The sequence below is a fragment of the Plantibacter sp. Leaf1 genome, assembly GCF_001421315.1.
GTDB lineage: Bacteria > Actinomycetota > Actinomycetes > Actinomycetales > Microbacteriaceae > Plantibacter.
Genome location: NZ_LMJX01000002.1, coordinates 872,334 through 895,465, shown reverse-complemented (window position 1 = coordinate 895,465; position 23,132 = coordinate 872,334). Strand labels below are relative to the sequence as shown.

Genomic DNA, 23,132 nt, shown 5'->3' with positions numbered 1-23,132 from the left:
GCACACGATGCGCCGGTTTCGCTTGCCCTTTCCCCAAGGAGGAACTGTGAAGTTCAGTCGGTTCGGCTCTGCCGCCGCCATCATCGCAGCAGGGGCTCTCGTCCTCACCGGATGTTCCGGTGGCGGTTCCAGCAGCGAGAGCACCAGCGGCAACACATCCGCCATCATCACGACCAACGGCTCCGAGCCCGAGTCGGGTCTCATCCCCAGCGACACCAACGAGGTGGGTGGCGGCAAGATCCTCGACGAGATCTTCGCAGGCCTCGTCTACTACGACGCCAAGGGCAAGCCGGTCAACGACCTCGCCGAGTCCATCGAGACCGACGACTCGATCACCTTCACGATCAAGATCAAGCCCGACCAGAAGTTCACCAACGGTGACCCGGTCGACGCCGAGTCGTTCGTGAACGCCTGGCAGGACGCCGCGCTCCTCTCGAACGCGCGCAAGAACAGCTACTTCTTCGAGGACATCAAGGGCTTCAGCTACGACGCCGACCAGCCCCTCACCGGCCTCAACGTCGTCGACGACACGACCTTCACGGTCGAGCTCAACGAGGCTCGCTCGGACTTCCCGCTGCGCCTCGGCTACTCCTCGTTCTACCCGCTGCCCAAGTCGGCGTTCGACGAGGCCGGCAAGGTCACGGCCGACTTCGGTCAGAACCCGGTCGGCAACGGCCCGTACAAGCTCGACGGTGAGAAGGCGTGGAAGCACAACGAGTCCATCGCCCTCGTCACCAACGAAGAGTACAACGGTGGTCGTAAGCCGCAGAACGGTGGCGTGACGATCAACTTCTACGCCAGCTTCGACGCGGCGTACGCCGACCTCCTCGGTGGCAACCTCGACGTCCTGGACCAGATCCCGGACTCCGCGATCTCCACCTTCCAGGACGACCTGGGTGACCGCGCTGTGAACCAGCCCGCCGCCGTGTTCCAGTCCTTCACCATCCCGTCCCGCCTCCCGCACTTCAGCGGCGAGGAAGGCGAGCTGCGTCGTCAGGCGATCTCCTACGCGATCAACCGCAAGCAGATCACCGACGTCATCTTCGAGGGCACCCGCACCCCGGCGACCGACTTCACCTCGCCCGTCATCGACGGCTACTCGAAGGACATCCCCGGCAACGAGGTGCTGACCAACGACGACAAGAAGGCCAAGGAACTCTGGGCCAAGGCTGACGCCATCTCCCCGTGGGACGGCTCCTTCCAGATCGCCTACAACGCCGACGGCCCGCACCAGGCTTGGGTCGACGCCGTGACGAACAACATCAAGAACACCCTCGGCATCGAGTCCTCCGGTGTTCCGGTCGCGGTCTTCGGCGACTTCCGTGAGAGCATCACGAGCCGTCAGATCCAGACCGCGTTCCGCAGCGGTTGGCAGGCCGACTACCCGGGTCTGTACAACTTCCTCGGCCCGCTGTACGCGACCGGCGCCTCCTCGAACGACGGCGACTACTCGAGCCCCGAGTTCGACAAGCTCCTCTCCGAGGGTGCTGCCGAGTCCGACCTCGACGCCGCGAACAAGAAGTTCCAGGAAGCTCAGGAGGTCCTGTTCAAGGACCTGCCCGCCATCCCGCTCTGGTACCAGAACGTGAGCGGTGGATTCGGCGAGGGCGTCCAGAACGTCCAGTTCGGTTGGAACTCCGTGCCTCTCTACTACGAGATCACCAAGTAATCTTGTAGACGGCACAACTGGGTGGGTCCGGTTCTTCCGGGCCCACCCAGTTTTCACGAGTTCAGGAGTCCCGCTTTGGGCAATTACATCCTCCGCCGCATCCTGCAGGCCATCCCGGTCCTGCTCGGTACGACGTTCCTCATCTATTTCATGGTGTTCGCGCTCCCGGGCGACCCCATCCTCGCGCTCTTCGGCGACCGGACGCCGAGCCCGGCCGTCCTCGAGCAGCTCCGCGCGGAGTACAACCTCGACAAGCCGTTCATCGTGCAGTATCTGCTGTACCTCGGCGGCATCCTCACGGGCGACCTCGGCACCTCGTTCTCCGGTCAGCCGGTCGCCGAGATCCTCGCGCAGACCTTCCCGGTCACGCTGCGTCTCGCCGTCCTCGCCGTCTTCTTCGAGATGGTCGCCGGCATCACGATCGGCCTCGTCTCCGGCCTCCGCAAGGGCGGCATCTTCGACGCGTCGTTCCTCGTCGTGAGCCTCATCCTCATCTCCCTGCCGGTCTTCGTGGTCGCGTTCATCGCCCAGTTCGTCTTCGGCATCCAGCTCGGCTGGTTCCGGGTCACGGTCGGTGCCGGTGCGCCGATACAAGACCTGTTACTCCCGGCACTCGTGTTGGCGACGATCAGCTTCGCGCAGATCACGCGCCTGACCCGCGGCGCCGTGATCGAGACCCAGTCGCTCGACTTCGTGCGCACCGCGGCCTCGAAGGGCCTCAGCCGCCGCCGGATCATCCCGGTGCACATCCTCCGCAACTCGCTGATCCCGGTCGTCACCTACCTGGCGGTCGACTTCGGTGTGCTCATCGTCGGAGCGACGGTCACGGAGGGCATCTTCAACGTGCCCGGCGTCGGCCGGACGCTCTACCAGGCGATCATCCGTGGCGAAGGACCCACCGTCGTGTCCTTCGTGACCGTGATGGTGCTCGTCTACCTGCTCGTCAACCTGCTGGTCGACCTGCTGTACGCCGTGCTCGACCCGAGGATCCGCTATGTCAAGTCATGATCAGGAACCACAGATGAAGCGTTCATCCACGCACTTCGTCGCCCCGCTGGAGGAGACGCCGCTCGCGGTGATCGACGCCGTCAAGGTCGACGAGAAGCCGAGCAACCTCTGGACCGACGCCTGGGCGTACATGCGCCGTCAGCCGATGTTCTGGATCTCGGCCGTGCTCATCGTCCTCGTCGTCGTGGTGTCGCTCCTGCCCGGCCTGTTCTCGCAGGTCGACCCGCGCAGCTGCAACCTCGACAACAGCCTCGGTGACCCGTCGCTCGCGCACCCGCTCGGGTTCACGAAGCAGGGCTGCGACATCTACTCGCGGGTCATCTTCGGCGCGAACACCTCGCTCGCGGTCGGCCTCATCGTCACGGCGATCGTCTGCGTGCTCGGTATCAGCTTCGGCGCGCTGTCGGGCTTCTACGGCGGTTGGGTCGACTCGGTGCTCTCCCGCATCGGCGACATCTTCTTCTCGATCCCGTACATCCTCGCCGCCGTCGTCGTCATGTCGGCCCTCGCCGCCTACCGGAGCGTCTGGACCATCTCGCTCGCGGTCGGTCTGTTCGTCTGGCCGAGCGTCGCGAGAGTCCTGCGTGCCGAGATCCTGCGGGTCAAGAACGCCGACTACGTGCAGGCCTCGATCGCCCTCGGCGTCTCGCGGTTCCGCATCCTCGTGCGCCACGTCCTGCCGAACTCGATCGCCCCGGTGATCGTCGTCATCACGCTGTCGCTCGCTTCGGCGATCGTCGCGGAGGCGACCCTGTCGTTCCTCGGCGTCGGACTCGGATCCGAGTCGATCTCGTGGGGCGCGGACATCTCCCAGGCGCAGCGCGACCTGCGGACCGCTCCGCAGGTGCTCATCTACCCGTCCATCGCGCTCTCGCTCACCGTGCTCAGCTTCATCATGCTCGGCGAGGTCCTGCGTGATGCACTCGACCCGAAGGCGAGGGCACTCCGTTGAGCACCCCCACACCCCAGGCCGGTGCACGCACCGGGCAGCCGCTCCTCGAGGTCAAGGACCTCGAGGTCGGGTTCCGCACGCAGAGCGGCACCGTGCAGGCCATCCGCAAGACCAGCTTCACGATGATGCCCGGTGAGACGGTCGCGATCGTCGGCGAATCGGGATCCGGGAAGTCGACGACGGCGCACGCCATCATCAACCTCCTCCCCGGGACCGGCAAGATCACGGGCGGTGAGATCCTCTTCGAGGGTCGCGACCTCTCGAAGCTCCCGCGCAAGGAGATCGAGGACGTCCGCGGTCGCCTGATCGGCTTCGTGCCGCAGGACCCGATGTCGAACCTCAACCCGGTCTGGAACATCGGGTTCCAGGTCGAGGAGGCCATCCGCGCCAACGGCATCGCCGAGGGCAAGCAGGCCGTGCGGGCGAAGGCGATCGAGGTCCTCCAGCAGGCCGGTCTCTCCGACGCCGACCGTCGCCTCAAGCAGTTCCCGCACCAGTTCTCCGGCGGTATGCGGCAGCGCGTGCTCATCGGCATCGGCCTCTCCTCGAGCCCGAAGCTGCTGATCGCTGACGAGCCCACCTCGGCGCTCGACGTCACCGTGCAGCGGAAGATCCTCGACCACCTCGAGAGCCTGACGCGCGACAGCGGAACGGCGTTGCTCTTCATCACGCACGACCTCGGCCTCGCGGCCGAACGTGCCGAGAAGCTCATCGTCATGTACAAGGGGCAGATCGTCGAGGCCGGTCCCTCGGTCGAGATCCTGCAGAACCCGGTGCACCCGTACACGCAGCGCCTGGTGGCCGCAGCGCCGAGCCTCGCCTCGCGGCGGATCCAGTCCGCGACCGGGCCGCTCGAGACGCTCGAGCACGAGGCTCCGGCCGGCTCGGAGGGGATCGACCTGATCGTCGCCGCCGAGCATCGTGCGGCGGCGCAGCTCGACCTCGCGAAGGTGGAGCCGGCGATCGTCGTGGACGATCTCGAGAAGGTCTACAAGATCCGTGGACAGAAGGGCCAGGCGAGTGAGCTGAAGGCCGTGGACGGCGTCTCGTTCCAGATCCCGAAGGGCACCACCATGGCGCTCGTCGGGGAGTCCGGTTCGGGGAAGTCCACCGTCGCGAAGCTCCTCCTGCAGCTCGAGACACCGACCTCGGGCAGCATCCGCATCGGCGGGAAGGCGATGGAGGGACTCGACCGCAAGGGTCTCCTCGCGCTGCGCCGGACGATGCAGCCGGTATTCCAGGACCCCTACGGTTCGCTCGACCCCCTGCGCAACATCGGGAACACCATCTCGGAGCCGCTGCAGACCCACAAGGTCGGCGACAAGGCCTCCAGACGCGCACGCGTCCTGGAACTCCTCGACCAGGTGTCGCTGCCGCAGTCGGTCGCGACGCGCTACCCGAACGAGCTCTCGGGTGGTCAGCGTCAGCGCATCGCGATCGCCCGGGCGCTCGCGTTGAAGCCGGAGATCGTGGTCCTCGACGAGGCCGTGTCCGCGCTCGACGTGCTCGTGCAGGCGCAGATCCTGCAGTTGCTCGCCGACCTCCAGTCGGAACTGCAGCTGACCTACCTCTTCATCACCCACGACCTCGCGGTCGTGCGGGTGATCGCCGACAACGTGGCGGTCATGCAGAAGGGGAAGATCGTCGAGGCGTCGACCACGGACGACGTCTTCGAGAACCCGAAGCAGCAGTACACGCGTGAACTCCTCGACGCCATCCCCGGCGCCGGGATCGAGCTCGCGCTGTAACGAGCCGTCACGCCGAAGGGCGGTGCCGCGGAGCGATCCGCAGCACCGCCCTTCGTCGTTCCCGGGATGGGCCGGAGGGTCAGCCGAGGAGCGCCGAGGCGGCGCCCCAGACCATCAGCGCGGCGGTGACCCCGAGGGCGACGACGTCCCAACGTGAGGCGGCCAGGCGCGTGTCGGCCGGGTCGATCTTCCCCCAGCGCTCGTGCGCCCGGTCGATGAGGTCGACGGCCGAGGGGCCCTCGTTGCCCGCCCGTCCTGGTCGGCGGACGCCCGAGGCGCGTTCCTGGTGGTCGACGTCCCGTCGTCCGCGACCGCCGGTCAGGGAGGGGCGGTCGAGGCCGGCGCTCGGCGCACCCCAGCTGGTGATCTTCCGACCGTCGCGCAGGAGCACGGTGAGCTGGTACCGGCTCGTCGCCTCCTCCAGGCGAGACCAGGGGATCTCGTGGAGCCGACCGACGTTCACGATCGTCAGCCGCTCGGGCTCGATGACGATGCAGGGGCGGACGAGGACCAGGTACACCAGCCAGACGACGAGCAGCTCCCAGGGCAGCGCCAGGAGGGCGAACCCCCAGGCGCCGCGGCCCACGGCGTCGATGATGAAGAAGACCATGAGGAGGGCGGTGACCCCGAGGATCCAGTAGCCGCTGGTGCTCCTCAGGGTGGTCCGGTTGCGGGCGTTCGTCGCGTCGTTCACGTCGTCCATCCTTCCAGGCCGCCGACCCGTGGTCGTCGGCCGCGTCCGTCAGGCGGTGACGAGTCGATCGCTCTCCGCGTGGTGGCACGCGACCAGGCGACCGTCGACGGGACGCTCACGCGGATCATCCTGCTCACAGACCGACTGCTTGTCCGCCGGAAGGAGCTGGTACAGCGGGCAGCGGCTGCGGAAGCTGCAGCCCACGCGGTCGTCGCTGGGGGAGGGGAGGTCGCCGTTCAGCAGGATCCGCTGCCGGCTGCGTTCGAGCTCCGGGTCGGGCACCGGCACGGCCGAGAGGAGTGCCTGGGTGTACGGGTGCTTGGGGTCGGCGAAGATCGTCGCGCTCGGCCCGTACTCGACGATGCGGCCGAGGTACATGACGGCGACGTCGTCGGCGATGTGGCGGACGACGGCGAGGTCGTGCGCGACGAAGAGGTAGGACAGGCCGAGTCGCTGCTTGAGGTCCTCGAGGAGGTTGATGACGCCGGCCTGGACGGAGACGTCGAGTGCGGACACCGGCTCGTCGAGGACGAGGATCTTCGGCTCGACGACGAGCGCCCGGGCGATGCCGATGCGCTGCCGTTGGCCACCGGAGAACTCGTGCGGGTATCGGCCGGCGAACGACGGCTCGAGGCCGACGAGTTCGAGCATGGCACCGACGCGGTTCCGGATCTCCGCGGGGGAGACGCCGTGCACGGTCAACGGTTCGCCGATGATGTCCTCGATCGTCATCCGTGGATCGAGCGAGGCCATCGGGTCCTGGAAGACCACCTGGATGTCGCTGCGCAACTTCCTGCGGTCGGGCTTCGAGAGGGTCGCGGTGTCGACGCCGTTCACGTGGATGGTGCCACCCTGCGTCCGGGCGAGCTCGAGGATCTCCATGATGGTCGTCGTCTTCCCGCAACCGGACTCACCGACGAGGCCGAGCGTGCGGCCGCGCTGGACGCTGAAGGAGACGCCGTCGACGGCGCGGACGGTGCCGATGTTGCGGCGGAAGACCACGCCCTTCGTGAGCGGGAAGGCGCGGGTCAGGTCCTTGACGTCGAGGACGGTCTCGGGGGCGACCTCGGCGACGAGTTCCTCCGGCACCTCGTCAGGCCGGGGGAAGATGTCGGGGCGGAGCAGCGATCCGTCCGCGATCTCGCCGGCGCGGATGCACGCGGCCGTGTGCTCGATGGAGGTGGCCGGATCGGTGGCCGGGCCGTCGAGCACGGGGAGGAGCGCCGGTTCGCCCTCGAGGCACGCGGCCACGGCGATCGGGCAGCGCGGGGCGAACGGGCAACCGGTCGGGACGTTCGTCAGCAGCGGGGGACGACCCTCGAGGGGGACGAGCCGCTCCTGCTGGTTCGCCGCCATGTTGGGCATCGACCGGAGCAGGCCGATCGTGTAGGGCATGAGTGGCTCGCGGAACAGCGGCACGACCGGGGCCGTCTCGACGATCCGGCCCGCGTACATCACGGCGACCCGGTCGGCGTTGCCGGCGACGACGCCGAGGTCGTGGGTGATGAGGACGACGGCGGCGCCGGTGATGTCCTTCGCTTCCTGGAGCACCTCGAGGATCTGCGCCTGGATGGTGACGTCGAGGGCGGTGGTCGGCTCGTCGGCGATGATGAGCTGCGGGTCGTTCGCGATCGCGATCGCGATCATGGCCCGCTGGCGCATCCCGCCCGAGAACTCGTGCGGGAAGGACTTCGCCCGGCGCTCCGCGTTCGGGATCCCGACGATCTTGAGGAGTTCGACCGCGCGGGTGTCGGCGGCGCGCTGGGAGAGCGCCGAGTCGTGCAGCCGGAGTCCCTCGGCGATCTGCTGGCCGATGGTGTACACCGGGGTCAGCGCGGAGAGCGGGTCCTGGAAGATCATCGCGATGTCGCGGCCCCGGATCCGCGACAGTTCGCGGTCGGACTGCCCGAGCAGCTCGACGCCGTCGTACCGGATGCTGCCGCTGACCTGCGCGTTGGTCGGCAACAGGCCCATGACGGCCATCGACGACACGCTCTTGCCGGAGCCGGACTCGCCGACGATCCCGAGGAACTCGCCCCGGTGGACGTCGTAGGACACGCCGCGGACGGCGTGCACCGGTGTTCCGGCGTTCGGGAAGGTGACGCTGAGGTCGCGGACCTGGAGGAGCGGCTTGGCCGCCTGGGGGTCAGTCACGGTTGGCTCCTGAGGTCGGGTCGATGGCATCGCGGAGGGCGTCGCCGAGCAGGCTCGACGCGAGCACGGTGATGACGAGGATCGCTGCGGGGAAGACGAACAGCCAGGGGCGGGTGACGGCAGCACTCGCGCCCGCGGCCAGCAGGGTGCCGAGGGAGACGTCGGGTGCCTGGACGCCGAAGCCGAAGAAGCTCAGGGTCGTCTCGGACAGGATCGCCGCTCCGATGCCGAGGGTCGCGTCGATGATGAGGAGGCTGGCGACGTTCGGGATGATGTGCCGACGGATGATGGTGAACCCGGGGACGCCCATGAACCGCGCCGCCTTGACGTATTCGCGCTCCCGCAGGGACATCGTCTGTCCGCGGATCACCCGGGCGAGCACCATCCATCCGAAGAGCACGAGGAACACCACGAGGGCGAGCCAGGAGAGCGACTTGAACGCGGGGCTCAGCAGGACGAGGAGGAAGAAGCCGGGGATGACGAGGAGGAGGTCGATGAACCAGACGATCGCCTTGTCCCAGACGCCGCCGACGTAGCCGGCGATCGCGCCCACGAGCCCGGCGATGATGGCCGCCCCCGGTCCCACGATGAGTCCGATGACGATCGACTTCTGCAGCCCGACGAGGGTCTGCGCGTACACGTCCTGGCCGATGTTGTTCGTGCCGAACCAGTGGTCGAACGACGGCGGCTGGCTGAAGGCGAGGCCGTCCTGGTCGGTGAAGGACCACGGGGACAGCAGCGGTCCGATGAAGGCCCACAGGATGATGAAGAGCAGGACGCCGCCACCGATGCGTGCGCGCTTCGTGGCGAGCACCTTCCGGAGGATCGTGCGACCACGTGACTGCGGGCGCTTGGGTGCGCCGCGCATCGTCTCGGGTTCACCGACGGTCAGCGTCGTTGGGTCGGTCAGTGCCATGTCGTTACACCCGCACTCTCGGGTCGAGCGCCGCATAGATCACGTCGGAGAGCGTTCCGGCGATGAGGACGAGGATGGAGGTGAAGAGGATGGTCCCGGCCGCGGCGTTGATGTCCGAGTTCGAGACGCTGGTGAGGAGGTACTCGCCCATGCCGTGCCAGCTGAACACGTTCTCGGTCACGCTGGCACCCGTGAGGATGAGCCCGAACGAGTAGGCGAAGAAGGTGGACATCGGGATGAGGGCGACGCGGACGCCGTGTCGGATGATCGCCGAGCCGCGGGTGCGACCCTTCGACCGGGCGGTGCGGATGTAGTCGGCGCTCATCACGTCGAGCATCGCGCTCCGCTGGTACCGGGAGTAGGAGGCGACGGCGCCGACGGTCAGGGTGATGGTGGGGAGGAGCAGGTGCATGGCCCGGTCGCCGAGCTGGGTCCAGAAGCCGCCTTGGAGGCCGGCGGTGTACTCGCCGGTGAAGTTGATGATGTTCGTGCCGACCGTCTGGTTGAGCGTCGTCGCCAGGATCATGAGCACGACGCCGATGACGAACACCGGCATCGCCAGGATCGTGAACGAGGCGTAGGTGATGATCTGGTCGCTGGCCCGGTACTGGCGGACGGCGCCCCAGACGCCGAGGGCGACGCCGATGACCGCGCCGAGGATCGTGCCGATGACGAGCAACCGGAGGCTCGTGCCCGACCGCTCGAAGATGTCCGCCGTCACTTGCGTCCCGCGGGTGCTCACCCCGAGGGAGCCGGTGGTCACGAGGTGCGTCACCCAGTCCCAGAGGCGCTCGAGCAACGGCACCTTCGGGTTGACGCCCATCTTGTCCAGCGCGGCGTCGATCGAGGCTTGGGGGATGGGTGGGTTCTTGCCGAGGAACCGGGCCGAGGGCTGGAGGGTCATGCTCACGAGGACGTAGCCGAGCATGGTGGCGATCGCGGAGAGGAACAGGTAGTTGACCAACCGCCGTGCAATGAACCCGATCATGTACCAGCCTTGCGAAGTCGTGGACGGGGACCGCGTCGTCCCGTCAGCTGTGCTCCCCTCGTGGGGTGGAGACACTGTAACCCCCAACCGCGGGGAATCAGAAAACGACGCGTGTTCTCAGGAAACGAAACGTATGTTTCCGGCTCGTGCCGTCGAGAAATCGAAACGGTAACAATTCGTGCCCACTTGTGGGGGATCGTCGGAGCGGGTGCAAGATGGTCCACATTGGCCTGCGCGCCTTCCGCTCCGCATCGGTGCGGGCTCGTGCAGTAACACGTCACGAAAGGTGGATCTCGATGAGTTCCAGAACACAGGGATCGCGGCGCCGCGGCGGGATGATCCTCGCCGGCGTCTCGATCGTCGCCCTCGCATTGACGGCTTGCACCGGCGGCGGTTCAGGCGGAGGCGGCTCCACCGCGAAGCCGATCGAGCTGTCCGGTACCGGTTGGGAGCGAGCGGACGCCGACCAGATCGCGCAGGGCGGCACGCTCAACCTCGCGGTTGACGCGATCCCCGCGAACTGGAACCTGTACAACCTCGACAGCGGCACCGTCGACGACCAGTTCCTCAGCAACCTCTACACGCCGTCGTTCATCAACATCAAGGAAGACGGCACCTGGGAGGCGAACCCAGACTTCGCGACCTCCGTCGAGTTGAAGACCGAGGACCCGCAGGTCGTCGAGGTCAAGATCAACCCAGACGCCGTCTGGTCGGACGGTACCGCGATGAGCGTCGACGACTTCGCCGCGACGTGGAAGTCGCTGAACGGCGTCGACCCCGCGTACGCGCCCACCGCCACCAACGTCTGGAAGGACATCGAGTCCGTCACGGCCGGCGACAGCCCGCAGGACGTGCTCATCACGTTCAAGAACAAGAACGCCGACTGGCCCTCCATCCTCGGCAACATCTGGCCGAAGTGGCTCGGCGCGACGCCCGAGTCCTTCAACACCCTCTGGGCGACCGGCCCCTACGCCGCCGACGGCAGCACCTACGTCTCCGGCGGTCCGTACATCGTCAGCAAGATCGACCAGACCGGTGCGGTCGTGACCTTCGAGCCCAACCCGAAGTGGTGGGGCGACAAGCCGAAGCTCGACAACATCATCTTCAAGCAGGTCTCCCGCTCGGGTCTCGCCCAGGCGTTCTCGAACAGCGAGATCGACGTCTTCAGCATCGGTTCCAACGCCGACAACTACCAGACGGCTCAGAAGCGCAGCGACGCACAGATCCAGCGGTCGCGCGGCACGAACTACAACCACATCACGCTGAACGGCACGTCCGAGGTCCTGAGCGACCCCGACGTCCGTCAGGCGTTCGCGAAGTCGATCAACCGCAAGACCATCGCCGAGTCCCGCCTGGCGGCGATCGACGCCCCGACCGACCTGCTGAACAACCTCATCTTCCTCCCCGGTCAGGACGGCTACGAGGACGACGCCTCGAAGGTGCTCGGCTACGACATCGACGCCGCCAAGAAGCAGCTCGAGGACGCCGGTTGGACCGAGGGCAGCAACGGCATCCGTGAGAAGGACGGCAAGAAGCTGACCATCCGCTACGTCATCGACTCCGAGAACCCGGTCTCGGCCGAGACCTCGCAGCAGGTGCAGGCCCAGGTGAAGGAAGCCGGTTTCGACCTGCAGATCGACACGGTCCCGGCCGACGACTTCTTCACGAAGTACGTCACCACCGAGACCCGCGACTTCGACGCCGTGAGCTTCGCCTGGCAGGGCACCGCGTTCCCGATCTCCAGCACGGAGTCGATCTTCTACCCGGCCGACTCCGGGCAGAACTTCCCCGGCGTCACCGACGACTCGCTCGGCGAGCTGTGGGCGAGTGCGAACGCCGAGCTCGACCCGCAGAAGCGTCTCGAGATCGCGAAGGAGATCGACAAGAAGATCGTCGCCCTCGCGACGACGATCCCGCTGTTCCCCGTGCCGTACACGTACGGCGTCAAGACCGGGCTCGTGAACTACGGCCCGACCCAGTTCGAGACCATCGACTGGAAGAACGTGGGCTGGAAGAAGTAGGCGACACAAGGGGCTCACCTGAGCCTCGGAACGACGGGCATCGGCGGTCCTCCGCCGGTGCCCGTCGGCGTTCAGGCGCTGGAGAGGTCGCCTGCGGTATGATGGTCCGTCGGCACCATCGTGCCCGAATCCCATCCACTTGAAGGAAGCCACCCTTTTATGGCGCTCGCCACTCGTTCCGATCTGCGCAATGTCGCGATCGTGGCCCACGTTGACCACGGCAAGACGACCCTCGTCGACGCCATGCTGCGACAGACCAACTCTTTCGCCGAACACGCCCACCTCGAAGAACGCGCCATGGACTCGAATGAGCTCGAGCGCGAAAAGGGCATCACCATCCTCGCCAAGAACACGGCGATCTCGTACAAGGGCGAACACGCCACCGACGGCCCGATCACGATCAACGTCATCGACACCCCGGGCCACGCCGACTTCGGTGGTGAGGTCGAGCGCGGCCTCTCCATGGTCGACGGCGTCGTGCTGCTGGTCGACGCCTCGGAGGGCCCCCTCCCGCAGACCCGCTTCGTGCTCCGCAAGGCGCTCGAGGCCAAGCTGCCCGTCATCCTGCTCGTCAACAAGACCGACCGTCCCGATGCCCGCATCGACGAGGTCGTCGTCGAGAGCCAGGACCTCCTCATCGGTCTCGCGAGCGACATGGTCGACGACGTCCCCGACCTCGACCTCGACGCCGTCCTCGACGTCCCGGTCGTCTACGCCTCGGGCAAGGCCGGCCGCGCGTCGTCCAACAAGCCCGCCAACGGCGAACTGCCCGACAGTGAGGACCTCGAGCCGCTGTTCGCAGCGATCCTCGAGCACATCCCGGCTCCGCAGTACGACGACGAGCACCCGCTGCAGGCGCACGTCACCAACCTCGACGCCTCGCCGTTCCTCGGTCGCCTCGCGCTCCTGCGCATCTTCAACGGCACGCTGAAGAAGGGCCAGACGGTCGCCTGGGTCCGCCACGACGGCGACGTCCACAACGTGCGCGTGACCGAGCTCATGATCACGAAGGCCCTCGACCGCTACCCGGCCGAGAGCGCCGGCCCCGGCGACATCGTCGCCGTCGCCGGTTTCGCCGACATCATGATCGGCGACACGCTGGCCGACCCCGAGGACGTCCGCGCCCTCCCGGCCATCACGGTCGACGACCCGGCCATCTCGATGACCATCGGGACCAACACCTCGCCGCTCATGGGCAAGGTCAAGGGCCACAAGCTCACCGCACGCATGGTCAAGGACCGCCTCGACCGCGAGCTCATCGGTAACGTCTCGCTCAAGGTCCTCGACATCGGTCGCCCCGACGCCTGGGAGGTCCAGGGCCGTGGAGAGCTCGCGCTCGCCATCCTCGTCGAGCAGATGCGTCGCGAAGGCTACGAGCTCACCGTCGGCAAGCCGCAGGTGGTCACCAAGCGCATCGACGGCAAGGTCCACGAGCCGTACGAGCACCTGACCATCGACGCACCCGAGGAGCACCTCGGCGCGATCACCCAGCTCCTCGCGGCTCGCAAGGGCCGCATGGAGAACATGGCGAACCACGGCACCGGCTGGGTCCGCATGGAGTTCATCGTCCCGTCGCGCGGCCTCATCGGCTTCCGCTCCGAGTTCCTCACCGCCACGCGCGGCACGGGTATCGCCAACGCCTTGGCACACGGCTACGGCGAGTGGGCCGGTGCGATCACGACGCGCAACAACGGCTCGATCGTCGCCGACCGCTCCGGTGTGGTCACGCCGTTCGCGATCATCGCCCTGCAGGAGCGCATGTCGTTCTTCGTCCAGCCGACCGAAGAGGTCTACGAGGGCATGGTCATCGGCGAGAACTCGCGCAACGACGACATGGACGTGAACATCACCAAGGAGAAGAAGCTGACCAACATGCGTCAGTCCTCCGCGGACAACTTCGAGTCGATGACGCCGCCGCGCGTCCTCACGCTCGAGGAGAGCCTCGAGTTCGCCCGCGAGGACGAGTGCGTCGAGGTCACGCCCGAGCACGTGCGCATCCGCAAGGTCGAGCTCGACGCTCAGGCCCGCCAGCGCAGCTACTCGCGCCTCAAGAAGCAGTCCGAGTAGGCAGCACGGTCGCATCGCCGACGCCCGGTCCTCCCAGGAAGACCGGGCGTCGGCTCGTTAAGCTGATGGCATGCGCCGACCCGCCTCCCTCGCCCTGCTGGCCGCCCTCGTCCTCGCTCCCACGCTCGCCGGGTGCAGCGTCATCGAATCGACCGTGAAGGACTCGGTCGAGCAGGGCATCCGAGACGCGACCGGCGGGGACTTCGACGTCAACCTCGATGAGGGCCTGCCGGACGGCTATCCGACGGACGCCGTCCCGGTCGTGGAGGGCACGGTCAACGGCGGTCGCGGCGCGGTCGACGGCAAGGACACCTTCGTCGTCACCGTGCAGGCGACGGACGCCGCGACGGCCGCGAAGGATGCCCTCGTCGCGGCCGGCTTCACGATCGACGGGGAGATCGCGAACGGCGACGGTTCGATCGTGACCCTGTCGACGACGGCCTACGACGTGAAGCTCGTGGCCTCGGCCGACAGCATCCTCTACACCGTGACCGTCAAGTAGCACGTCGACCGGCTCAGTGTCCGGGGTTTGCCCGACGGACGCTACGCGAAGAGCGTCTCGCCCACCCAGCCGTCGGTGCTCGCGCCCGGGGGCACGGCGAAGATCGCGGAACCGACGTGCTTGATGTACTCGTTCAGAGCGTCCGTCGCGAGGGCGCGCTGCACGTCGATGAACTGCTGCGGTGAGCGCTGGTACGACATGAAGAACAGGCCGGCGTTCAGCCGCCCGAGGTCGTCGTTGCCGTCGACGAAGTTGTACCCGCGCCGGAGGAGCTTCGTGCCCTTGAGCTGGGTTGGGTGCGCCAGGCGCACGTGGGAGTGCTTGTCGATGAGCGGCTGGTCCGTCGCGCCGACCGCGGCGAAGTCGGGTTCCGTGAACTCCTTGCCGCCCGACAGCGGAGCGCCCTCGCCCTTGCTCCGGCCGATGACGCGCTCCTGCTCCTGGAGCTGCGCGCGGTCCCAGGTCTCGATGATCATGCGGATCTTGCGGACGACGAGGTAGGAGCCGCCGCTCAGCCAACTGGCCGTGTCGCCGTCCTGCACCCACACCTGCGCTTCGACCGTCTTCGTCTCCTCGGACTTCACGTTGGCGGTGCCGTCCTTGAAGCCGAACAGGTTGCGCGGGGTGACCTGGCTCGTGGAGGTGGAGGACGTCCGACCGAAGCCGAGTTGCGACCAGCGGATGGAGGCGCGTCCGAACGCGATGCGGCTGAGGTTGCGGATCGCGTGGACGGCGACCTGTGGGTCGTCGGCGCACGCCTGGATGCAGAGGTCGCCGCCGGTGAGGCCGGCCTGCAGGTTGTCGCCCGTGAACCGGGGCAGTTTCTGCAGCTCGGGCGGCCGACGGTCGGCGATGCCGAAGCGGTCGGTGCCGTCCTCCGCGGCGAAGAGGGTGGGACCGAACCCGAAGGTGATCGTGAGTCCACTCGCGGGGAGCCCGAGCGCCTCTCCGGTGTCGACCGGGGGAGCGAGCGGGGAACCGTCGACGGCGCCACCCGCCGCGACCTCCTGCCCCTGCGTCATCCGTGCCGCGGCGACACTCCAATCCTGGAGCAGCTCGATGAGTTCCTCCCTGGTGGTGCCCGCCGACACGTCGTAGGCGGCGAAGTGCAGCCGGTCCTGAGCCGGCGTCGTGATCCCGCTCTGGTGCGCTCCGGCGAACGGGTACACGGTGGTGACGCCCGCGCTGCTCGCCGAGGCCGTCGCGGCCGCGGTGATCGCTGCCGTCGCGCCAGCGCCTGCCGCGAGTCCGGCGGCCCCGGCTCCGGCCAAACCGAAGAGCGCCCGACGCGAGAGACCCCGCGGTGGGGTGTCGTCCGTCGGGGTGGACGGCGCCTGGGGGTCAGGACTGGTGGGGGGAGTCTGCTCGGTCATCGGACCTCATGCTATTCAGGGATGGCTGGAAGACCGCGGGGCCGGAACCCCCAGAATGCTCTGAGTCGTTCCGGCCCGGTGTGCCGCGACGGCGGCGGACCCGGTGGGGTCTACTCGGCGACGCCGAGCACGGTGTGGGTGAGCTGCGAGAGCGGCTCGGCGAGGGCGTTGACCTGGTCGGAGAGTTCCTTGCGCTGGTCCTCGGTGACGGTGTCGTAGCTGACGAAGCCGCTGTCGAGGCTGCCGTACTTGGCGAGCAGGTCCTGCAGCGCCGTGAACTCCGTTTCGATCTTGCCCACGAGTTTCGTGCCCGCGTCGCCCTTGCTGGCAGCGATGTCCTTCACGTTGCCGAAGGCCACCTCGGCGCCCTGGACGTTCGCGGCGAAGTCGTAGAGGTCGGTGTGCGACCACCAGTCCTCCTCACCGGAGATCTTGCCGACGGCGACCTCGTCGAGGAGGCCGATGGCGCCGTTCGAGATGTCGCCGAGGCTCACGGTGAAGTCCTTCTCGGAGACGAGGTCGAAGAGCTGCTGGACGTCGTCGACGAGTCCGGTGGCGAACTGCTGACGCTGCTCAGGCGTGGACGCCGTCCAGTCCATGAGGGCGCTCGTCCCGTCGGAGTTGAGGGCGTCTGCTGCCGGCGGCCAGAGGTCCTTCTCGATCCGGTGGAAGCCGGTCCAGTCGAGACCCTCCGCGACGGCGTCGACCTCGCGGTAGTCGATCTTCGGATCGAGGTCGCCGAAGGCCTCGGCGGTCGGCTCGATGCGCTCGTAGGAGACGCGGGTCGAGGCGAAGAGTGCGCGGGCGGTCTCGTCGTCGCCGGCCGCGTAGGCGTCGGTGAACGCCTTGACCTGCGGCACGAGCTCGGCGACCTGCGACTTGATGTACGCGACGTAGTTCGTGACAGCCTGGTCGGTGAGCTCCTGCTCGTCCTTCGACACGGCGGCGTTCTCACCGCTGACGGTGAACTCGGCGAGGCCGACGGGAGCGCCGACGAGCTGGAACTTGCAGGCCGTGTAGTACGTGCCCGGGTTCAGCTGCGCCACGTACGAGACGGTCTGCCCGGGGGTGACGTTCTCCTTCTCGCCGACGATGCGGAGCTTGTCGGAGGCGAGGATCTCGAACTCGTTGACGTCGGTGCCGTTGTTCGTGATGGAGAACGTCACGGCGCCCGCCGTCGCCTTGGCGACGGACACGGAGCACGAGTCGTCCGTGATGTCGACGGTGAGCGCGTCGGTGCCCGTGTTGTTCGGGACGCAGCCCGTGAGCGCGAGGGCGAGGACGCCCGCGCCTGCGAGGCCGGTCATGATGCGGTGCTGCATGGAGACTCCTGTCGGAAGGTGCTGGTGCTGTGCTGTGTGAACGTGGGCCCGGCCGCGTCAGCCGCTCGTCGCGACGCGGTTGGTGACCGTGGTCGGGCGGCGACGCCCAAGCCCTGAGACCCGGACGAAGCAGACGAGTGTGACGACCAGGTACAGCAGCCACGCGATGAACTGTGCCCAGGTCGGAGCGGGGGTGAAGTTGAAGAGGCCGCCGAGGACGGTGCCGTACCAACTGGTGGGCGGGACGACGGCGCTGAGGTTGAAGGCGGCCTGGCCCCAGCCGGGGATGACACCGGCCTCCTGGAGGTCGCCCACCCCGTAGGCCAGGACGCCTGCGGCGACGACCACGAGGAAGAGCCCGGTCCAGGTGAAGAAGGTGCCGAGGTTGATCCGGACGAAGCCGCGGTAGATGAGGTAGGCGATGACGACGGCCGTGAGGATGCCGAGGAGGGCCCCGATGGATCCGACGACGGCGTTCTCGCCGGAGTTGACGCTGGCCCAGATGAAGAGCGCGGTCTCGATCCCCTCGCGTCCCACGCTGATGAAGCCGAGGACCACGATGCCGACGGCGGAACCGGCGACGGCCGCGTCGAGTCGGGACTCGAGGTCGTGCTTCAGCTCTCGGGCGTTGCGGCCCATCCAGAAGATCATCCAGGTGACGAGACCCACGGCCAGGATGGAGAGGCCGCCGCCGAGGATCTCCTGCGCCTGGAAGCTCAACCCGTACGGCCCCCAGGTGAGGATCGCGCCGACGCCGAGCGAGACGACGATCGCGACGGCGACGCCGAGCCAGAGCCGGAGGAGGACGTCGCGTCGGCCGAGCTTGTTCAGGTAGGCGACGAGGATGCCGACGATGAGGCCGGCTTCGAGGCCTTCGCGGAGGCCGATGAGGTAGTTCGCGAGCACGTGACCGGACTTTCGGGCGTCGAGCAGGCGGTCGCCCGGGGGAGGCCGTCGTTGCTGGGTGGGAGGCTTCCGAGGGCGCGCCGGGCGAGGACCGTGGTCCGGGCGGGGCGCTGCGACTTCGGAACGCGGTTGGGTAAGGCTAACCTTATCCGCCCTCGACCATAGCGGCAGACGCCGAGACTGTCCAGATACAATCGGCGGATGACCGATCCGGCTTCCGACCCCCGCTTTGCAAGCGCTCCCGCCGCTGCCGACCGCTGGCTCCCGGCGCCGACGGAACCGGACGACGCTCCGCGCGAGCAGACCACCGCGTCCCGCGTCATCGGGGTCGTCCTCGCCTTCCTCGTGGGGCTCGCCTACGGGGCCATCGGCACGGTCGCGCACGCCTGGGCGCCGTCGGTGCTCGGCATCGCCCTCCCCGTCGGGCTGATCCTCGGGATTCTCGGCGTCGGCATGCTGCTGCTCGGTCTGCGGATCGTCCTCGGCGACCGGCTCGCGGCCGCTGCGGCCGCCTTCGGCGTCATCCTCATGATCGGCGTGCTGCTGCTCGAGAGCACCGGCGGGTCGGTCCTCATCCCGCAGAGTGTCTCCGGCCTCGTGTGGACCATCGCCCCCGGCCTCGTCGCCGTCCTGGTCGTGGCCTGGCCGAAGCTGCCCGAGCGTAAGCGCGAGACCCCGGTGGCACGTCCCGCCGGGCCGCCGTCGGAGCCGTTCGCCACCTCGCCGCAGGCGTAGACTGGACACTCAGTGCTCGTGAAGGGAGCCACCCGCCCGTGACCTACGTGATCGCCCTGCCGTGCGTCGATGTGAAGGACCGCGCCTGCATCGACGAATGCCCCGTCGACTGCATCTACGAGGGTGAACGCTCGCTCTACATCCACCCCGACGAGTGCGTCGACTGCGGTGCGTGCGAGCCGGTCTGCCCGGTGGAGGCCATCTACTACGAGGACGACCTGCCCGAGGAATGGGCGGACTACTACAAGGCCAACGTCGAGTTCTTCGACGAGGTCGGGTCGCCCGGTGGTGCCGCCAAGGTCGGGGTCATCCCGTCGGACCACCCCCTCATCGCCGCGCTGCCGCCGCAAGCCCACGAGTAGCCGCATGGCACTGCAGCCGCTGCCCGACTACCCCTGGGACCTCATGGCCCCGTATGCGGAGCGGGCGCGTCGGCATCCGGACGGCATCGTCGACCTGTCGATCGGGTCGCCGGTCGATGCGACGCCGGACCTCATCCGCGACGCCCTGCGTGACGCCACCGACGCTCACGCGTACCCGACGACGATCGGTACGCCCGAGCTCCGTCAGGCGATCATCGCCTGGTTCGCCCGCCGCCGCGGTGTCGGCGGACTGTCACCCGACGCCGTCCTGCCGACGATCGGCTCCAAGGAACTCGTGGCGCTGCTCGCCTTCCTGCTCTGGCTCGGCGAGGGCGACACGGTCGTGCACCCGGTGGCCGCCTATCCGACGTACGCCGTCGGCGCGGCGATCGCCGGTGCCGACGCGGTCGCGGCCGACGATCCGGCCGAGTGGCCCGAGAGCACCCGCCTCGTCTGGCTCAACTCGCCGGGCAACCCGGACGGACGGGTGCTCTCGATCGAGGAACTGCGCGCCGCGTTGGTTCGGGCGCGCGAACTCGGTGCCGTCCTCGTGGGCGACGAATGCTACGCGGAACTCGGCTGGGAGGGGGAGTGGTCCGACACCCCGACCCCGTCGGTGCTCGACCCGCGCGTGACCGATGGGGACCACAGTGGCGTCCTCGCGATCTACTCGCTGAGCAAGCAGTCGAACCTGGCCGGGTACCGTGCCGCCTTCCTCGCCGGAGACGAACGGCTCGTGCAGCGCCTGGTCACCGTGCGGAAGCACGCGGGACTCATGCTGCCGGCCCCGCTCCAGGCGGCCATGGTCGCCGCCCTGGGTGACGACGAGCACGTGGCCGAGCAGAAGGCGCGGTATCGCGCCCGGCGCGAGGTGCTGCTCCCGGCGGTCCGCGAGGCGGGCTTCCGCGTCGACCACAGCGAGGCCGGCCTCTACCTGTGGATCACCGAGGGTCGCGGCGCGTGGTCCAGCATCGACCGCCTGGCGTCCATCGGCATCCTCGGGGGCCCTGGCGTGTTCTACGGTGACGCCCACCCCGATCACGTGCGGTTGTCGTTGACGGCGAGCGACGAGCGGATCGCCGCGGCCGCCGAGCGACTCCGAGGCGTGCGCCCGATTTCAGGGTGAACTCCAAGGAAGTCGCCGGATCACTGTGGGAAACAGCAGTGGGCCCGGAACCCGATTAGGCTGTATGTGACACGCCGTCGTATCGGAGGGCGATGTCCAGTCCCTATCGCACGAAGATACGAGGAGGCGCCGTGGGCGACGTCGAGAAACAGGCTTCCACCGAGACGCAGCAGGTCACCCTGAACTACCCCGGCGGAACAGCCGAATTCCCGATCCACCGGTCAGCCCAAGGCGCGTCGAGTATCGACGTCTCCTCGCTCACCCGGCAGACCGGCCTGACGACGCTCGACTACGGGTTCGTCAACACGGCTGCCACCAAGTCGGCGATCACGTACATCGACGGCGACCAGGGCATCCTCCGCTACCGCGGGTACCCGATCGAGCAGCTCGCCAAGCAGTCGACGTTCCTCGAGGTCGCCTGGCTCCTGATCCACGGTGAGCTCCCGACCGCCGACGAGCTCGGCGGGTTCGATGAGAAGATCCGTCGTCACACGCTGCTGCACGAGGACCTCAAGCGGTTCTTCTCGGCGCTCCCGCACACGGCGCACCCCATGGCGGTGCTGTCCAGTGCCCTGCAGGCGATGTCCACGTACTACGAGTCGGACGCGAACCCGCACGACCCCGACCACGTCGAGCTCACCACGGTCCGTATGCTCGCGAAGCTCCCGGTCATCGCGGCGTACGCGCACAAGAAGTCCGTGGGCCAGGCGTTCCTGTACCCGGACAACTCCCTGAGCTTCGTCGACAACTTCCTCAAGCTGAACTTCGGCAACCTGGCCGAACCCTACGAGATCGACCCGGTCCTGTCGAAGGCCCTCGACCTGCTCCTGATCCTCCACGAGGACCACGAGCAGAACGCGTCGACCTCCACGGTCCGTCTGGTCGGGTCGACGGGCGCCAACCTGTACGCCTCCGTGTCGGCCGGCATCAACGCCCTCTCCGGGCCGCTGCACGGCGGTGCCAACGAGGCGGTGCTGCAGATGCTCGGGCGCATCCAGGAGTCCGGCGAGGGCGTCCAGCGCTTCGTCGACCGGGTCAAGAACAAGGAAGACGGCGTGAAGCTCATGGGCTTCGGGCACCGCGTCTACAAGAACTACGACCCGCGGGCCAAGCTCGTCAAGGAGAGCGCCGGCGAGGTCCTCCGTGCGCTCGGGATCAACGACCCGCTGCTCGACCTGGCGCAGGAACTCGAGCAGATCGCCCTCGAGGACGACTACTTCAAGGAGCGGAAGCTCTACCCGAACGTCGACTTCTACACGGGCGTCATCTACAAGGCCATGGGCTTCCCGACGCGGATGTTCACGGTGCTCTTCGCCATCGGGCGACTTCCCGGATGGATCGCGCACTGGCGTGAGATGAACCTCGACCCGCAGACCAAGATCGGTCGCCCGCAGCAGCTGTACACGGGTTCGCCCGAGCGGTCCTTCCCGACGCGGTAGTCGCGCCTCGGCCGATCACGAGAACGGCCCCGCATCCGAGGATGCGGGGCCGTTCCGTGTCTGTGACCGTGATCGGAGACCCGGGCCCGCCGTCCGGTCCCTGAGCCTGTCGAAGGGCTCAGGCGTGCAGGGCCGCGTTCAGTTCGACACCGGAGCCGGAGCGGGGGAGGACCTCCACCGCGCCCGTGAGCGAGTTGCGCCGGAACAGGAGGTTGGGCACCCCGGAGAGCTCGACGGCCTTGACGGTCCGCGGAGCCCCGTCGGCGGTCGCGGCGGCTCCGGCGAGGACGACCTTGGTGCCGGCTGTCACGTAGAGGCCGGCCTCGACGACCGAGTCGTCGCCGATCGAGATGCCGATGCCGGAGTTCGCCCCGAGGAGCGCGCGCTGGCCGATCGCCACCCGCTGCGTGCCCCCGCCGGACAGGGTGCCCATGATGGACGCGCCGCCGCCGATGTCGCTGCCGTCACCGACGACGACTCCCTGGGAGATGCGGCCCTCGACCATGGACGACCCGAGGGTGCCCGCGTTGAAGTTGACGAAGCCCTCGTGCATGACGGTCGTCCCCGGAGCGAGGTGGGCACCGAGCCGCACGCGGGAGGCGTCGGCGATCCGCACCTTGTCCGGAGTCACGTAGTCGAGGAGCCGCGGGAACTTGTCGATGCCGGTCGCGTGGATGCCCGCGCGGAGGAGCGACGGCCGGAGTCGGTCGAAGTCGGAGGGGTGCACCGGTCCTGCATTCGTCCACACGACGATGGGCAGGTGTGCGAAGACGCCGTCGAGCGAGATCGTGTTCGGACGGACGAGGAGGTGGCTGAGCAGGTGCAGGCGCAGGTAGGCGTCCGGCGTGTTCGCCGGGGCGGCCTGCAACTCGATCTCGACGGTGACGATGTCGATCCGCACGGCCCGCCGGTCGTCGTCGGTCGCGAGGGCCTCGAGCTCCGCCGGAGCGATCCAGCGGTCGCGGCCCTCGGGGATCCGGCCGAGCGTCGGCTCGGGGAACCAGGTGTCGAGCACGGTTCCGTCGCTGGCGATCGTCGCGAGGCCGGAGCCCCAGGCGTGGGTCGGAACGGGCGTTTCGGCAGTCGCGGCAGTCATGGCTCCAGGGTAGCGGCGAACGTCCGGAGAGACGGCCGACGCCCAGGGTCGCGG

At 68.0% G+C, this 23,132-nt stretch carries 19 protein-coding genes; 11 read left to right on the top strand and 8 right to left on the bottom strand.

Translation table 11 applies throughout. The annotated features are described in order from the left end of the window. The first annotated feature begins 46 nt into the window (after positions 1–46). From ASE44_RS06435 to ASE44_RS06420, 4 genes are all read left to right on the top strand, one after another. Positions 47–1,669, top strand: a complete 1,623-nt coding sequence (locus tag ASE44_RS06435; protein WP_056778322.1) for an ABC transporter substrate-binding protein — start codon at positions 47–49, stop codon at positions 1,667–1,669. 75 nt (positions 1,670–1,744) lie between these two features. After that, positions 1,745–2,677 (top strand): ABC transporter permease, encoded by a 933-nt coding sequence (locus tag ASE44_RS06430; protein ID WP_056007318.1) that lies wholly within the window; start codon positions 1,745–1,747, stop codon positions 2,675–2,677. A gap of 13 nt (positions 2,678–2,690) precedes the next feature. After that, the gene (locus tag ASE44_RS06425) at positions 2,691–3,629 is read left to right on the top strand and encodes an ABC transporter permease (protein ID WP_082455862.1); all 939 of its coding nucleotides are present in this window, start codon (positions 2,691–2,693) and stop codon (positions 3,627–3,629) included. Next, complete coding sequence (locus ASE44_RS06420) at positions 3,626–5,377, top strand: ABC transporter ATP-binding protein (protein ID WP_056778319.1); 1,752 nt, start codon at positions 3,626–3,628, stop codon at positions 5,375–5,377. Before ASE44_RS06425 ends, ASE44_RS06420 begins: the two co-directional genes overlap by 4 nt. A 79-nt stretch (positions 5,378–5,456) precedes the next feature. Here ASE44_RS06420 and ASE44_RS06415 read toward each other — a convergent pair whose 3' ends face one another. The 4 genes from ASE44_RS06415 to ASE44_RS06400 are packed head-to-tail and all read right to left on the bottom strand — an operon-like array spanning position 5,457 to position 10,129. Next, positions 5,457–6,071 (bottom strand): hypothetical protein, encoded by a 615-nt coding sequence (locus ASE44_RS06415; protein WP_157579811.1) that lies wholly within the window; start codon positions 6,069–6,071, stop codon positions 5,457–5,459. A 48-nt stretch (positions 6,072–6,119) separates the two neighbouring features. Beyond that, a complete protein-coding gene (locus ASE44_RS06410) occupies positions 6,120–8,255 on the bottom strand; it encodes an ABC transporter ATP-binding protein (RefSeq protein ID WP_056778313.1) in 2,136 nt (711 codons plus the stop codon). Continuing rightward, a complete protein-coding gene (locus tag ASE44_RS06405) occupies positions 8,218–9,141 on the bottom strand; it encodes an ABC transporter permease (RefSeq protein WP_082456051.1) in 924 nt (307 codons plus the stop codon). The genes ASE44_RS06410 and ASE44_RS06405 overlap by 38 nt, the downstream gene beginning before the upstream one ends. Before the next feature lie 4 nt (positions 9,142–9,145). After that, the gene (locus tag ASE44_RS06400; protein WP_056007303.1) at positions 9,146–10,129 is read right to left on the bottom strand and encodes an ABC transporter permease; all 984 of its coding nucleotides are present in this window, start codon (positions 10,127–10,129) and stop codon (positions 9,146–9,148) included. 296 nt (positions 10,130–10,425) lie between these two features. Here ASE44_RS06400 and ASE44_RS06395 point away from each other — a divergent pair, with 296 nt between their 5' ends. The 3 genes from ASE44_RS06395 (at position 10,426) to ASE44_RS06385 (ending at position 14,719) form a co-directional block, all read left to right on the top strand. Next, complete coding sequence (locus ASE44_RS06395; RefSeq protein WP_162235739.1) at positions 10,426–12,150, top strand: ABC transporter family substrate-binding protein; 1,725 nt, start codon at positions 10,426–10,428, stop codon at positions 12,148–12,150. Between the two features lie 159 nt (positions 12,151–12,309). After that, entirely contained in the window at positions 12,310–14,217 is a 1,908-nt protein-coding gene (gene typA / locus ASE44_RS06390) for a translational GTPase TypA (protein WP_056007297.1), read from the top strand. A 70-nt stretch (positions 14,218–14,287) separates the two neighbouring features. Further along, positions 14,288–14,719 (top strand): hypothetical protein, encoded by a 432-nt coding sequence (locus ASE44_RS06385; RefSeq protein WP_056778309.1) that lies wholly within the window; start codon positions 14,288–14,290, stop codon positions 14,717–14,719. A gap of 41 nt (positions 14,720–14,760) precedes the next feature. Here the strand turns inward: ASE44_RS06385 and efeB are convergent, their stop codons facing one another. The 3 genes from efeB to efeU form a co-directional block, all read right to left on the bottom strand. Then, positions 14,761–16,092 carry an iron uptake transporter deferrochelatase/peroxidase subunit gene (gene efeB, locus ASE44_RS06380; RefSeq protein ID WP_056778305.1) on the bottom strand — a complete coding sequence of 444 codons (1,332 nt, stop codon included), beginning with the start codon at positions 16,090–16,092 and terminating at the stop codon, positions 14,761–14,763. 110 nt (positions 16,093–16,202) lie between these two features. Next, positions 16,203–17,414, bottom strand: coding sequence for an iron uptake system protein EfeO (gene efeO, locus ASE44_RS06375; protein WP_056778302.1), 1,212 nt, complete (start codon positions 17,412–17,414; stop codon positions 16,203–16,205). A gap of 57 nt (positions 17,415–17,471) precedes the next feature. Beyond that, a complete protein-coding gene (gene efeU / locus ASE44_RS06370; RefSeq protein ID WP_056007287.1) occupies positions 17,472–18,320 on the bottom strand; it encodes an iron uptake transporter permease EfeU in 849 nt (282 codons plus the stop codon). 201 nt (positions 18,321–18,521) lie between these two features. Here efeU and ASE44_RS06365 point away from each other — a divergent pair, with 201 nt between their 5' ends. From ASE44_RS06365 to ASE44_RS06350, 4 genes are all read left to right on the top strand, one after another. Beyond that, positions 18,522–19,055, top strand: coding sequence for a hypothetical protein (locus ASE44_RS06365; protein WP_056778299.1), 534 nt, complete (start codon positions 18,522–18,524; stop codon positions 19,053–19,055). 38 nt (positions 19,056–19,093) lie between these two features. Further along, positions 19,094–19,417: a ferredoxin gene (gene fdxA / locus ASE44_RS06360; protein WP_056007281.1), complete on the top strand. Its 324-nt coding sequence runs from the start codon at positions 19,094–19,096 to the stop codon at positions 19,415–19,417. A 4-nt stretch (positions 19,418–19,421) separates the two neighbouring features. Beyond that, positions 19,422–20,543: a succinyldiaminopimelate transaminase gene (dapC, locus tag ASE44_RS06355; RefSeq protein WP_056778296.1), complete on the top strand. Its 1,122-nt coding sequence runs from the start codon at positions 19,422–19,424 to the stop codon at positions 20,541–20,543. A gap of 179 nt (positions 20,544–20,722) precedes the next feature. Then, positions 20,723–21,982 (top strand): citrate synthase, encoded by a 1,260-nt coding sequence (locus ASE44_RS06350; protein ID WP_056011358.1) that lies wholly within the window; start codon positions 20,723–20,725, stop codon positions 21,980–21,982. A 118-nt stretch (positions 21,983–22,100) separates the two neighbouring features. On the opposite strand, the gene dapD is transcribed toward ASE44_RS06350, so the two are convergent. After that, positions 22,101–23,078, bottom strand: a complete 978-nt coding sequence (gene dapD / locus ASE44_RS06345) for a 2,3,4,5-tetrahydropyridine-2,6-dicarboxylate N-succinyltransferase (protein WP_056778293.1) — start codon at positions 23,076–23,078, stop codon at positions 22,101–22,103. Positions 23,079–23,132 lie beyond the last annotated feature (54 nt).

Coding starts and splice junctions, on each gene's coding strand:
- typA (WP_056007297.1), top strand. CDS start 12,310: ATGGCGCTCGCCACTCGTTCCGATCTGCGCAATGTCGCGATCGTGGCC.
- ASE44_RS06410 (WP_056778313.1), bottom strand. CDS start 8,255: ATGCCATCGACCCGACCTCAGGAGCCAACCGTGACTGACCCCCAGGCG.
- ASE44_RS06365 (WP_056778299.1), top strand. CDS start 18,522: ATGACCGATCCGGCTTCCGACCCCCGCTTTGCAAGCGCTCCCGCCGCT.
- dapC (WP_056778296.1), top strand. CDS start 19,422: ATGGCACTGCAGCCGCTGCCCGACTACCCCTGGGACCTCATGGCCCCG.
- ASE44_RS06385 (WP_056778309.1), top strand. CDS start 14,288: ATGCGCCGACCCGCCTCCCTCGCCCTGCTGGCCGCCCTCGTCCTCGCT.
- ASE44_RS06425 (WP_082455862.1), top strand. CDS start 2,691: ATGAAGCGTTCATCCACGCACTTCGTCGCCCCGCTGGAGGAGACGCCG.
- ASE44_RS06395 (WP_162235739.1), top strand. CDS start 10,426: ATGAGTTCCAGAACACAGGGATCGCGGCGCCGCGGCGGGATGATCCTC.
- efeO (WP_056778302.1), bottom strand. CDS start 17,414: ATGCAGCACCGCATCATGACCGGCCTCGCAGGCGCGGGCGTCCTCGCC.
- ASE44_RS06405 (WP_082456051.1), bottom strand. CDS start 9,141: ATGGCACTGACCGACCCAACGACGCTGACCGTCGGTGAACCCGAGACG.
- ASE44_RS06400 (WP_056007303.1), bottom strand. CDS start 10,129: ATGATCGGGTTCATTGCACGGCGGTTGGTCAACTACCTGTTCCTCTCC.
- efeB (WP_056778305.1), bottom strand. CDS start 16,092: ATGACCGAGCAGACTCCCCCCACCAGTCCTGACCCCCAGGCGCCGTCC.
- dapD (WP_056778293.1), bottom strand. CDS start 23,078: ATGACTGCCGCGACTGCCGAAACGCCCGTTCCGACCCACGCCTGGGGC.